Annotated in this window: 13 protein-coding genes and 2 pseudogenes; 12 read left to right on the plus strand and 3 right to left on the minus strand. The window is 64.3% G+C overall.

Annotated elements, in window-relative coordinates; all coding sequences use genetic code 11:
* Position 1: 1 nt before the first annotated feature.
* From V5F84_RS11420 to V5F84_RS11440, 5 genes and pseudogenes are all read left to right on the plus strand, one after another.
* A pseudogene (locus tag V5F84_RS11420) lies at positions 2 to 121 on the plus strand (DUF2274 domain-containing protein); the annotation flags it as partial.
* 208 nt (positions 122 to 329) lie between these two features.
* Positions 330 to 608: a lipase family protein gene (locus V5F84_RS11425; RefSeq protein ID WP_394042466.1), complete on the plus strand. Its 279-nt coding sequence runs from the start codon at positions 330 to 332 to the stop codon at positions 606 to 608.
* A gap of 192 nt (positions 609 to 800) precedes the next feature.
* Positions 801 to 1904: a choloylglycine hydrolase family protein gene (locus V5F84_RS11430; RefSeq protein WP_394042465.1), complete on the plus strand. Its 1104-nt coding sequence runs from the start codon at positions 801 to 803 to the stop codon at positions 1902 to 1904.
* Positions 1905 to 2631: 727 nt separating this feature from the next.
* Positions 2632 to 2955: a hypothetical protein gene (locus tag V5F84_RS11435; protein WP_394042464.1), complete on the plus strand. Its 324-nt coding sequence runs from the start codon at positions 2632 to 2634 to the stop codon at positions 2953 to 2955.
* Between the two features lie 252 nt (positions 2956 to 3207).
* Positions 3208 to 3630, plus strand: a complete 423-nt coding sequence (locus V5F84_RS11440; RefSeq protein WP_394042463.1) for a hypothetical protein — start codon at positions 3208 to 3210, stop codon at positions 3628 to 3630.
* A 25-nt stretch (positions 3631 to 3655) separates the two neighbouring features.
* Here the strand turns inward: V5F84_RS11440 and V5F84_RS11445 are convergent, their stop codons facing one another.
* A complete protein-coding gene (locus tag V5F84_RS11445) occupies positions 3656 to 4342 on the minus strand; it encodes a M15 family metallopeptidase (protein ID WP_394042462.1) in 687 nt (228 codons plus the stop codon).
* Positions 4343 to 4541: 199 nt separating this feature from the next.
* Here V5F84_RS11445 and V5F84_RS11450 point away from each other — a divergent pair, with 199 nt between their 5' ends.
* From V5F84_RS11450 to V5F84_RS11465, 4 genes are all read left to right on the plus strand, one after another.
* Positions 4542 to 5468: an NAD-dependent epimerase/dehydratase family protein gene (locus tag V5F84_RS11450; protein WP_394042461.1), complete on the plus strand. Its 927-nt coding sequence runs from the start codon at positions 4542 to 4544 to the stop codon at positions 5466 to 5468.
* An 11-nt stretch (positions 5469 to 5479) separates the two neighbouring features.
* The gene (locus V5F84_RS11455; protein WP_394042460.1) at positions 5480 to 6796 is read left to right on the plus strand and encodes an NAD(P)/FAD-dependent oxidoreductase; all 1317 of its coding nucleotides are present in this window, start codon (positions 5480 to 5482) and stop codon (positions 6794 to 6796) included.
* Between the two features lie 28 nt (positions 6797 to 6824).
* Positions 6825 to 7241, plus strand: coding sequence for a GtrA family protein (locus V5F84_RS11460; protein WP_394042459.1), 417 nt, complete (start codon positions 6825 to 6827; stop codon positions 7239 to 7241).
* A gap of 88 nt (positions 7242 to 7329) precedes the next feature.
* On the plus strand, positions 7330 to 8193 hold the full coding sequence (locus V5F84_RS11465; RefSeq protein ID WP_394042458.1) for a transglutaminase family protein: 864 nt from the start codon (positions 7330 to 7332) through the stop codon (positions 8191 to 8193).
* Between the two features lie 329 nt (positions 8194 to 8522).
* Here V5F84_RS11465 and V5F84_RS11470 read toward each other — a convergent pair whose 3' ends face one another.
* Positions 8523 to 9581, minus strand: coding sequence for a YeiH family protein (locus tag V5F84_RS11470; protein ID WP_394042457.1), 1059 nt, complete (start codon positions 9579 to 9581; stop codon positions 8523 to 8525).
* A gap of 96 nt (positions 9582 to 9677) precedes the next feature.
* Here V5F84_RS11470 and V5F84_RS11475 point away from each other — a divergent pair, with 96 nt between their 5' ends.
* The gene (locus V5F84_RS11475; protein WP_394042456.1) at positions 9678 to 10607 is read left to right on the plus strand and encodes a LysR family transcriptional regulator; all 930 of its coding nucleotides are present in this window, start codon (positions 9678 to 9680) and stop codon (positions 10605 to 10607) included.
* Positions 10608 to 10823: 216 nt separating this feature from the next.
* Positions 10824 to 11066, plus strand: coding sequence for a hypothetical protein (locus V5F84_RS11480; protein WP_394042455.1), 243 nt, complete (start codon positions 10824 to 10826; stop codon positions 11064 to 11066).
* Between the two features lie 157 nt (positions 11067 to 11223).
* On the opposite strand, the pseudogene V5F84_RS11485 reads toward V5F84_RS11480, so the two are convergent.
* Positions 11224 to 11409, minus strand: a pseudogene (locus V5F84_RS11485) (NAD(P)-dependent oxidoreductase); the annotation flags it as partial.
* A gap of 334 nt (positions 11410 to 11743) precedes the next feature.
* Between V5F84_RS11485 and V5F84_RS11490 the strand changes: the two are divergent.
* A complete protein-coding gene (locus tag V5F84_RS11490; RefSeq protein ID WP_394042454.1) occupies positions 11744 to 11995 on the plus strand; it encodes a hypothetical protein in 252 nt (83 codons plus the stop codon).
* The last annotated feature ends 290 nt before the right edge of the window (positions 11996 to 12285 follow it).

Raw genomic sequence — 12285 nt, forward strand, 5'->3', positions numbered from 1 at the left:
CATGACGAAGCTGAAGCTTAGCGAAATCCTCGACGACAAGCCGGTGAAGGTGACGCTGGAGCTGCCGGCCAAGCTTCATCGGGACCTTGTTGCCTACACGCGGGTGCTGAGCGGAGAGACTGTTTGGTCCCAGGATGTCATGGTTTGGCTGGCGAACGAAGAGTTCGGGCTTTTGCGTGGCCATCTGCCGGATGGCTTCGAACGGGGTTTTGAAGCGCAGCGCCTTGAGCTGCTTGGCATAGTTGTAGGCCAGCAGCCAGTCGCGGACATGGCGACTCAGGTCGATCAGGGTGGCGGCGGCGAGGGTGAGCGTCGCGAACCTTGCCGGCGTGGAACCGTGGCGCACTCTGCTGAACAAGAACGCGCCGGGTCCGCTGCCATCGGATGTGCCGGTTTTCCTGGCGCAGGGCACATCGGACCCGATTGTGCGACCCGCCGTGACGCAAGAGTTCATGACCCGGCTTTGCAAGGTCGGCGTGAAGGTTCGGATGCTTCTGATGCCCGGAATCGGCCACGCCGCGGCGGCGCACGATAGCGCCGACGTGGCCGTCGGATGGATGAGCGATCGCTTTGCCGGCCTCTCGCCGGAGAACGACTGCGGCGACTGAATAGAGGCAAAAGCACGGGACGCCGGACCGGATTTCGGCCACCCGCAAACATGAGGACGTCGCGCGGTACGGGCGGTCAGCCGTGCGACAATCCCGTTCGCGAGACGACGGGCCTTGCTACGCCGTCCGACCTAGCCGGAATCGGACCCTGCCGGTGGTGGTCGTTGAAACCAAGATCGGAAAGGCAATCCCATGTTGCTACGTACACTTCTGAGTTCTGTCTGCGTCATCGCGACGTTGAATGTCTCGCTCGCCTGCACGGCGGTGGACGTGGTCGCCGGCGACGGCACCGTGGTCGCCGGCCGGACCATGGAATGGGGCTTTGACATGAAGTGGAACCTGGTCAGCAAGCCGGCCGGAACGCCGCTTGCCTTGACTGCGCCACCGGCCCTCAAGTTGCCGACTAACACCATCAAGACAAAATATGCCGTGGTGGGCGTCGCTCCTGGCATCCTGCCCGGCGCGGCGCTGCTGGAGGGGCAGAATTCAGCCGGCCTCGGCATGAGCGCCAATTTCCTGCCCGGCTTCACGCAGTACCAGACGGTGACGCCGGCTGACCGCAACTATGTGTCCGTCCTCGATTTCGGCACATGGGCGCTCGGCACTAATGCCACCGTCGCCGAGGTGAAGACGGCGCTTCAGACGACGAAAGTGTGGTTTGATGCCGCGGCGCTCGGCACCGGCGACACGCCCATGACGCTGCATCTCGTCTTCACCGACAAGACGGGCGCCAGCGTCGTGGCCGAATATGTCGGGGGCGACCTGCGGCTCTATGACAATGTCGCGCATGTGCTCACCAATGCGCCGACCTATGATTGGCACCTGCTCAACGCCCGCAATTATCTAAACCTGTCCACCGTGGGCGTGCAAAGCGTGCAGATCGGCACGGCGAACGTAACGGCGCTGGGCCAGGGCGGTGGAACGATTGGCATTCCCGGCGATTACACGCCTCCGGCCCGCTTTATTCGCGCGGCCTTCATGCGCCACAACGAGACGCCGCCAGCCACCGGTACCGAGGCGGTTCAGGCGGTCGGGCACATCCTCAACACCGTGGACATCCCGCTGGGCGTCGCCCAGAGCCGCGAGGGCAATCAACTGGTGTCAGATTATACACAGTTCGTGGCGATCAAGGATCTAAGTCACAACCGCCTGATGATTACCGACTATAATCATCGCCTGATCTTCCTGACCTTGGATCTGAACACCATCTTCGCCCAAGATCAGCCGACCTCGATCCCGATCGCCGATCTGCCCTATCCGAAGAGTATCGACGCCACATCGAGCCTGATGAAATAGGCGCTCGCCTGCGAAGCCCGGTCTACGTGAACTGATGGGTGGATGCCCCTTCCAGTGGGCTGGTTCGGTGCCCGAGCAGCGCCATGGCGGCGCCTTTAGGGGAGGAGCACACGCCAGACGTTCATGTCCTCAAGCGCCCGAACGATTCGAACGTGTGGCCTCCACCTTCGGAGGACAACGGTCGATTCAAACCCTTAAGCTGCTGCACGGAACAACAATTTGAGACGATTGCATGCCCCCGCAACCATCTCAAATTGCGATGCCAGATCGCGCAGATCAGCCGCACCCAATGGGCGGCTTTTTTGCGTTCGCAAGTTCTGATCAGAGCAGGTCCCCGCAACCAAAATTGTCAATGAAATCAAGGGGCCGAACGGAAGTTCGGTCTCTTTTTTTGTCAAAATTTGCCAAAAATGCTCTAGCACAACTCTAGCACAGAATTTGCCGGTGATTTTAGGTTGTGCTACGTTCCGAAATAACGGAATGCGAGCATGGCTAAGCGGTGAAACCTAGCGGAGAGAAGGGTTAGGGCCTTGAATGCTCTTCTCCCCTCATCATCGGAGAACCTTCTGTTTTAGAGCTTTGTGGGGGCCACATTGAGGAATATCAATGGGTTAGACCCCTCTGGAGGACCTACTATATGAGCGCCAAGTTTATAGCTTAAGGTAGGTGCGCAAAGTGACCGGCTTCTGCTATTTCCTGAGGGGAATGGTGGTGGGAGGGGAGACCGATGGTGAAGGGTCTTATCAAGTGGCTATTCGTCGGCCCTACTTATCCGGCCTATAACGTCGTCTTCGCTGCCCTGGTTGGCGCGGGCCTCGTCTGGGCACTTGAGGGTGGTGAGCGAGTTGCCGCCGAACGCGGACGGGAAGCCCAGAAGAAGGTTGCGGCTTGCCAAGCCGTCCCGACCTGCCGGGCGCTTATGGAATGGTCCTGGAGGCTCGCCCAGCGTGAGCCTGGGAGCACAGATGAGTTCCTCGCGAAGTACGGCTCGGCCTCGCCTGAGGAGTTCAACGCAGCCCTCGCCAAGCTCGCGAGTTCGGGCGCGAAGTGACCGGCTTCCTTCCGATTGAATTTAGGGTCACTCACGCGAGAGGTGAGCACGTAGGGGCGGGCGGGCAGGTTTCCCCCATGGGGGTCCTGGCGGCCACGTTCTGGGTTCGTTCACCCTCCCTGTGGCAGGACGCCGCACCCGTGGGCATCCCCTTGACGGCGCGGGGCTCGCCATGCCTGGATGGGGCTCGGCTAAGTCCTTGTTTTCGCAGCGTGTGGTATCTCTTCGAGCACTACATACCGGAGACGCCCCGTGTCGATTACTAGCCGCAAGGGCGCGGGCCCAAGGGGCACCGGCCGGCACGACCTCACCGAATTCGACCTCTGGCTGCGCGACTCATTCGCCACCCACGGGGCCTTCACCGCCCTGGTGGTTCTGGTGAAGATCGGCGGGCTGGAGGTGGCGCCGCTCGCCTCCACCTTCTTCAACATCATCGGCGACGAGATCCGCTGGCCGCAGATCGTCGCCCTGTTCGCGGGCTCCGGCAAGCAATGGGACGGCGCGGCCTTCTTCCCCGTGCTGGATTCCGGCGGCCCGCTGCTGAACGGGGAAGCGCGCAGCCGCCTGCGTGCCCTCGAAGCCCGCGTGAAGGCCGACCGCCTGGTGCTCAACGAAGGCCATTTCTTCGATGCCTGGGGCCGGCGGCTGAAGATCGAGGAAGCCACCGCCCATTGAGCCGCGATGCCGGAGCGGCACGGCTTCAGCGGATGGGAAAATCGAAATAAGTGTCGGGAAACGGCTCGTTCGCGAGCGTGAAGTGCCACCATTCCTTCTCGAACGGCACGAAGCCGTGGCGCACCATGGCGTCCGCCAGGGTCCGCCGGTTCGCCCGCTGCTGCGGGGTCACCGACATATCGCCGGGCCAGGAGCGCGGGCTGAACAGATCGAACGGCGTGCCCATGTCCAGTTCGCGCCCGCAGGTGGCATCGATCAGCGTCAGATCGAGCGTGGAGCCGCGCGAATGGCCAGACCGGGCGGCGATATAGCCCTCGGCGAACAGATCCTTCTTGTCCACGTCGGGATAATAGCGCGCCTTGGTGTGCTGGTCGGAAAGATCCGCCGCCCAACGCGCGAAATGCGCCACCGCGCGGGTCGGGCGATAGCAATCGAAGATCAGGAGTTCGAGGCCCGCCTTGCGGACGTCCGCCTCCACCCGGGCGAGCGCCTGGGCGGCGAGCCGGGTCAGATAGCAGCGCGCCGCCTCATAGCCGTCGACGCGGGTGCCGACGAAATTGTCGCTGCCGTGATAGCGCACGTCGAAACGCGCGCCCGGCACGAGCGAGGCCACATCGACGAATGCGGGCGGCGGCGCCTCCTGCGCTTCGGCGGCGGGAGCAAGGCCCACGGCAAGGGCGAGGGCGGCAGGCTTGACGATGCGGTCGATCATGGGCGTCCGAACGGCACGGGGGCGATCGGCGGCAGGATAGCCCCGCCGCGGGGGCGGGCGGAAGCGCCGCGACCATGCCCCTTGCCGTCCGTGCGAGCGGGCGCGCGCGGCCCCCTCCGCTGGCGGCCATTGCAAGGGGGGGAGGCCTCTGGCATGTGATGACGACGTTTCGCACCAATCTGATCGGCGCCGGGCATCCATGAAGACCATCATCGTCACCGGAGCCGCAGGACTTGTCGGACAAAATCTCGTCCCTCGCCTGAAAGCGCGCGGCTATCGGGTGGTCGGCATCGACAAGCATCCCGCGAACACCGCCCGGCTGCGGCAGCTTCATCCCGCCGTGGAGGTGATCGAGGCCGATCTGAGCCGCGCCGGCCCATGGATGGACGCCTTTGCCGGCGCGGACGCCGTGGTCATCAACCAGGCACAGATCGGCGGGCTGGACCATGGCGAATTCGTCGCCAACAACGTGACCGCCACGCAGCGGATCGTCGATGCGGTGCGCCGGCACGCCGTTCCCTATTTCGTCGCCATCTCGTCGTCGGTAGTGAATTCGCAGGCCAAGGACTTCTATGTGGAGACCAAGACCACGCAGGAGCGCTTCGTCGATACGGTCGAGACGCCCCATGTGGTGCTGCGCCCCACGCTGATGTTCGGCTGGTTCGACCGCAAGCATCTCGGCTGGCTGCGCCGCTTCATGGATCGCGTGCCGGTGTTCCCGATCCCCGGCTCCGGCAAGTTCCGCCGCCAACCGCTCTATGCGGGCGATTTCTCCGCCATCATCGCCTCGGCCATCGAGCGCCGCATGACCGGCACCTACGATATCTCCGGGCGCACGGAAATCGACTATATCGACATCATCCGGCTGATCAAAAGCATCACCGGGGCCAAGGCGCGCATCGTCAGGATTCCCTATGCCGCCTTCTACGTGCTGCTGAAGACCTATGCGCTGGTGGACAAGAATCCCCCGTTCACCGTCAACCAGCTCCAGGCCCTGGTGATCCCGGAAGTGTTTCCCGTCATCGACTGGCCGAAGATCTTCGACGTGCCGGAAACGCCGCTGAAGCAGGCGTTCGAGGAAACCTTCCTCGACCCGCGCTACGGCACCATCGTCCTGGACTTCTAGGAGCCGCCCGCATGACGAAGACCGTCATCATCGGCGCGGGCGCCATGGGCCTGGCGGCGGCCCATTACGCCCTCAATCTCGGCCACGACGTGGATGTGGTGGAAGCCGACGCGGTCGCCGGCGGCATGGCGGCGCATTTCGATTTCGACGGGCTTTCCCTTGAGCGCTTCTATCATTTCGTCTGCAAGCCGGACGCGCCCACCTTCGCCCTGATGGCGGAGCTGGGGATCGCCGACAAGATGCGCTGGCGGCCGACCTCCATGGCCTATTTCAAGGATGGCCGCCTGCACAAATGGGGCGATCCCATCTCGCTGCTGGCCACCTCGCTGCTGAACCCGGTGGAGAAGCTGCGCTACGGGCTCCAGATGTTCGCGACCTCGCGGCGGCGGGCCTTCGACGATCTGGAAACGATCTCGGCCCGCGACTGGATCGAGAAGGGCGCGGGCGCGAGCGTCTATGACAAGCTCTGGCGCCGCCTCATGGAGCTGAAATTCTACCAATATGCCGACGACGTCTCGGCCGCCTGGATCGCGACCCGGGTGCGGCGCATCGGCAATTCGCGCCACTCCCTGTTCCAAGAGGAACTGGGCCATATCGAGGGCGGGTCGCAGACCCTGGTGGATGCGCTGGTGCGCTCCATCGAGGGCCGCGGCGGGCGGGTGCATCTGTCCACCCCCTGCGAGCGGGTGGAGAGCGCCGCGGGCGCCGTGACCGGCGTGCAGGCGGGCGGCCACTTCTTTCCCGCCGAGGCGGTCATCTCCACGGTGCCGACGCCCCATGTCTCGCAATTGGTGCCGGACCTGCCGCAGGCATCGAAGGCGGCTTATGACGCGATCCGCAACATCGGCGTGATCTGCGTGCTGCACAAGTTGAAGCGCTCCGTGACGCCGCATTTCTGGGTCAACATTGTCGATCCCGAGATCGAAATTCCCGGCATCATCGAGTTTTCCAACCTGCGGACCCTGCCGGAACCGGTTGTGTACGTGCCCTATTACATGCCCCACGACCACCAGAAGTGGCAATGGTCCAACGAGGAGCTGATCGCCGAGAGCTTCGGCTATCTGCGGCGCGTCAATCCGGCGCTGGCGGAAGGGGATCGCCTGGTTTCGCGCGTCGGGCGGCTGCGCTATGCGCAGCCCTTGTGCGAGCCGGGGTTCGCCGCGAAAATTCCCCCGGTCCGAACGCCCATCGCCGGTCTCCAGATCGCCGACACGTGCTTTTACTATCCCGAGGATCGCGGCATTTCCGAAGGCGCACGGCTCGCCAAGGAAATGGCTGCGGCGATCGGCACCGATCATGTTCCACGCCGCGAACCGGTCTACGGCTGAACCGCGCCGCAGCGATTGAAGAGATGAGATGCAGCGCCTGATCGCCCTTTACGTGAACGGCCAGTTCGGCAAATTCCTGCTCGCGGGCGGGTTCGCGGCGGTGATCAATTTCGCCAGCCGGTTCGGCTTCGATCTTTATTTCAGTTATTGGGTCTCGGTGAGCCTTGCCTTTCTGGTCGGCGTCCTTACCGCCTTCACGCTGAACCGAATGCTCGTATTTCCGGCCTCGGGAAAACCCCTGCACACCGAAGTGTCGTGGTTCTTCCTGTTCAACGCTTTGGCGTTTCCGGTGGTGCTCGGCGCGTCGGTGGGGCTGGATCACCTGTTCTCGCATTTCATGCCCGCCGCCTTGGCGCAAGCCGGCGCGCATGCCATCGCCATCATGCTGCCGGTGTTCGTGAATTTCGCGGCGCATAAATTCATCACGTTTCGCAGCCGGGGCTGAGCGGCGCGGCGCGCGCAAAGCTGTGGCTCGCGCCCCGGCAACGGCGGACGGAGATTGCTGCGATTGCGAAGCGCGATGATAATGGTGGATGGTTCAGCTTCGCATTCACCACCGCACCACCTATTTCTACCGCCGCCGGGTCGCCCTCGGCGCGCATCGCCTGATGCTGCGCCCGCGCGAGAGCCTGGACCTGCGGCTCATCTCCATGAAGGTCGCGACCTTCCCCGCCAGCGTGCTCAGCTGGACCCAGGACGTGTTCGGCAATGCGGTCGCCACCGCATCCTTCCACGAGAGTTCGGAAACCCTGACGGTGGAAAGCGCCGCCGAGCTGGAGCATTACGCCTCCGCATGGCCGGTGTTCGAGATCGCAGGCTCGGCGATGAATTATCCGTTCCGCCATTCCGACGATGAATGGACGGACCTCGGCGCCCTCACACGCCAGCAATATGCCGATCCCGACGGGCGTCTCCAGGCCTGGGCGCGCGGCTTCGTGCGTTCGAATCCCACCGACACGCTTTCCTTGCTGAAGGACATGAATGCGGGGATTCCCGCGCGCATTCTCTACCAGAGCCGCGATGAGGAAGGCACGCAACCGCCGCTCCACACGCTGGATCGCGGTTGGGGATCGTGCCGCGATTTCGCCGTGCTGCTGGCCGAGGCGGCGCGCAGCCTCGGCTTCGGCGCGCGGATCGTCTCGGGATATCTGCACACGCCGGGCACCCTGCTGGCCGGCAGCGCGGATGCCGGCACCACCCATGCCTGGACCGAAATCTACGTGCCCGGCGCGGGGTGGATCACCTTCGATCCGACCAATGGCGGTGTCGGGGCGTCCAATCTGGTTCCGGTCTCGGTGGCGCGCACCATCGAGCAGACGGTTCCCGTCTCGGGCACCTATGCGGGCGCGCGCGACGACTGCCTCGGCATGTCGGTGGAAGTGCGCGTCACCTCCTGAGCCGCCGCGCCCCGCCCGGCCATCGCCCCGCCTGACCCTAAAGCCGCAGCACGATCTTGGCCGCAGCGGCGCCCCCGCGTCGATGTCCTGGAAGGCGGCGACGGCGCACGGACGCGCCGTTCCAGGGGCGGTGCCCCTCGTCGGCATCGACAATCTGGAGATCGCTTCCCGCGGCCCAGCTCGGCCGCACCGTCGCCACCCACCTGCTCGCCGAGCTGAAAGGCGTGCGGCAGCATAGATGGACCGAGCTGCCGATCGAACTGGCGGTGCGCCACTCGACCGCCGCCCCGGCCGATGCCGGCTGATACGGGATTGAAATCCCGACACAATCAGATCACGCCGAGGCCGCGGATAAGGGCAAGGCTGGCGCCCAGGAGGAGCAGCAGCGACAGCGTCACCACGAGCGTCGCGCGCCCGCCGACCCGGCGCAATACCCGCAGATCCACACCGAGCCCGAGCGCCGCCATGGACAGAACGGTGAAAATCGTCGTCACCAGCGCCAGGGGCGCCAGGAGCGCTTGCGGCAGCAGGCCGAGCGAGCGCAGCAGCGCGAACACCACAAAGCCGATGATAAACCAGGGAATAAGCTTATGCATCGGCAGGCGCGGCGGCCGCGCCACCACCGAAGCACCCACCGGCACGGCCCGCGTGGCAGCAAGGGATTGGCCGTGGGCGATGGCCGCGCAGAACACCACCGGTCCCAGCAGCAGAACTCGCACCAGCTTCACCACGGTGCCGATCTGCATCGCGAGCGGCCCGACCGGAGCGGTTGCGGCCAGCACCTGCGGCACCGCATAGACGGTGAGGCCCGCCAGCACGCCATATTGGGTATCTGACAAGGCCAGAAGGGGGATGAGCAGCGGCAGGCTGAGCACCACGATGACGCCGAGGATCGCGGTGAAGGAAATGGAGGAGGCCACATCGTCGCCCTCCGCCTCGATCACCGAAGCCACGGCGGCGATGGCGGAGTTGCCGCAAATGGAGTTTCCGCAGGCGATCAGGAGCGCCATCTTGTGCGGCAGGCCCAGCAACCGACCCACCCCATAGGAGGCGAACAGAGCCACCGCGACCACCGCCGCAATGCCCACCAAGAGCGTCGGCCCGGCGGCCGCCAGCGCGGCGGCGCTGAGGGAGGCTCCGAGAAACATGACGGCGATTTCCAGCAGGATCTTGCCGGAAAATGCGATTCCCGGCCGGAAGCGGGCACCCGGCGTCCAGACCGAGCGCACGACGGTGCCGATCAGGATGGCCAGCACCAGGGCTTCCACATAAGGATGCCCGCTGATGCGTTCTTCAACGATCTGAACGGCATAGGCGATCCCCGTCACGGCCGCGCACAGGCCGATTCCGGGGGTAACATCCAGCAGCCAGCGAAGGGCTTTCGGCACAGCTCAACCCACGTTCTTTTTCTTCAAAATTATTAGTGCGCGCAGGCGACCCAGAAGCGCAAATACAGTTTGCTCACTCCATCATGAAGCGCGGTTATGGCGATAAATCTCCATTTACTTCGTCTATTTACTACAGTTGCGGAACAGCACGGATTCTCGCGCGCGGCCGAGGTGCTCAATATCAGCCAGCCCGCGGTGTCCAAGGGCGTGCGGGAACTGGAAGCGCAATTGCAGTGCGTGCTGATGGAGCGCAGCCCGGGTGGGGTGCGCCTCACCGAAGCCGGCACGGTGCTGCTCGCCCACGCCACCGCGCTGTTTGCCGCCGAGCGACGGGCGGAAGAGGAGCTTCAGGCCCTGCGCGGCCTCACCCAGGGAGAATTGCACGTCGGCGCCAGCACGACGATCGCCACCTATGTCCTGCCGCGCCTGCTCGGCGCATTCCAGGAGATCCATCCGGACCTGCATCTGCGCCTGACCAGCGCCAACACCCAGGAGATCGCCGAGCGCCTCCTGGCGCGCGATATCGACGTGGCGCTGGTGGAAGGGCCGGTGGACCATCCGAACCTCATCACCCATCCCTGGCTCACGGACGAACTGGTGGTGATCGCCGCCGCCGACCATCCCCTGGCGCGGATGGAGGGACCGGTTCTCCCGGCCGATCTTGCCCAGGCGCGCCACATCGTGCGCGAGGAGGGGTCCGGCACGCGAGAGGTGGTTGGGCTGGCGCTGGAGGGGTCCGGCGTTCGCCCCGCGATCATCATGGAGGTGGGCAGCACGGAAGCCATCAAGCAGATCGTGGCGGCGGGCCTCGGCATCGCCATGGTCTCGGCCGCCGCCGCGAAGGACCAGATCGCGCTCGGCGTGCTGAAAGTGGTGCCGGTGCAGGGCCTCTCGGTTCAACGGCCGCTCTACCGGCTGACCCTCAAGGGCCACAATCTGCGGTTCGCCGCCGAGGCGTTCGAGCATTTCATCTGCCGGACGGATCTGCGACCCGCGCCCCAGGCCACGGCGTCCCGGCCGCTGTAATTTAACTAATTTATTTTGTTATTTTTTATATTCACATTGTTTGATAGGAATAACCTCGACTGAGGTCACCTGGTTTGTGCTTTATCGATCATGACAAAAATCGCCGTGCAAAATCTCTTCGCCTCTGTGCTCGACACGTTCGGCGCCCGCGCGCCTTCCGTGGCCGCGGCGCGTCACGATCGGCAGCACGGGACTCCGGGTTCCGGTCGCAAGTCGGTGCCTGAAGATTTGGCGGCGCCGTCCACCTACAAGATCACCGCCCTGTGCGCGCCCGATATGGTGGAGATCGAGGACCCGCACGCGGTGCGCCAGCGCGTCGTGCTCAGCTATGGCGCGCGCGAAATGCTCGATCTGGCCATGAAGCGCACGCGCCGGGAGAGCCCGGTGGGCCTGCGCATCAAGCGCGAAGCCTTCGAGGTGGAAGGCCTTGCCTTCTCCCGCTGGGCGCTCGCAGACTGACATCGGCGCGCCCAAGCGGCAATTACCCATCGAAATGCGGTGAATAGCGGCGGCAAAATCCCGCTGCGTTGGTCGTCAGGCGCGTCCGGCACGCCGCAGCAGATCCGCCAACGATTTCCGGGTCCACCTGAATGCCGTCGTGTTCCGCCCGTTGGCGGGCGCTTGCCCGCACGTTCGATTCCTCGGTGATTCCGGCGATGTGCGGGGTAAGGATCAGGTTCGGCGCATCGCACAGGACACTCCCGGCCCCGAGCAGCTCGGCTTCAACCACGTCGAGCATGGCGCCGGCGATCGAGCCGCGCCGGAGCGCGGTGGCAAGCGCCGCCTCGTCGACCACTCCCCCCGCGCGGCATTTCCGCTGCGAAAGCATGCGGCGCGGCAGAAGTGGACGATCACTTGGTCTGAAACGAATAAGGCTCTGTTTGGATAAACCAAACAGAGCCTTATTCGTGTACGTATTTTGGTTGGGGGGACCTGCAACAGTCGCCCCCATTTTTCCGGTCTTGGTGATCACGGTCCGTTCTCATCTTCCTCGCAGCAATCGAGGCAGTAGATGAACCGCACCGATACGATATCTCAAATTTTCGCCCGCCGCGATCGGGGGATCGCGGCGGATTTTGGCGACCAACGATCTGGGACGATCAGAGGGGTTTCACTTAAGAAAGCGAAACCACAAGATGAGCTTCAATCGCGCCCGCGCGGCCGGGATCAACTTCCGCAGCGAGAACGCCCGCAATTCGGCCCTCTTTCACCGAGCCAGCGACGGCGTCAGCCAGTACGAACACCTTCAGTCGCCAGCCGACGAGGCCCACCGTGCCCGGTTACGGCAAGGATTGCGCCTAACGATCGTAGAGATCGGTCAAGCACGTCGCAACGCAGGCCGTTATCTGCCGACGCACAAGCGCGTCCGTGGCCAGCAGCGCCGGTGACCGCCATGAGCAGCGCAACCGCCAAACTCAACGCCGTCTCGCTCTGGACGCCCGAACGGGCGCCGGAGCCGGAGATCCAGATCATCGAGCCGGGTCCGCGCTTCAGCGGACCACGCCTAGCCGACGTCATCGACGCCTATCAGATCGACGAATTGTCGTCGTTCCACAAGCAGCGCTTCCACGTCCGGAAGAACCATCGCAACCTGCTGCGCCGAATCCGCGCCAAGCATGGTCGCGTGCCACTCGCCTCCATCACCGGCCGCACGCTGGTCGAATGGCACGCCGAATGG

It is taken from the genome of Roseixanthobacter liquoris, from assembly GCF_043195135.2.
Classification (GTDB): Bacteria; Pseudomonadota; Alphaproteobacteria; order Rhizobiales; family Xanthobacteraceae; genus NCEH01.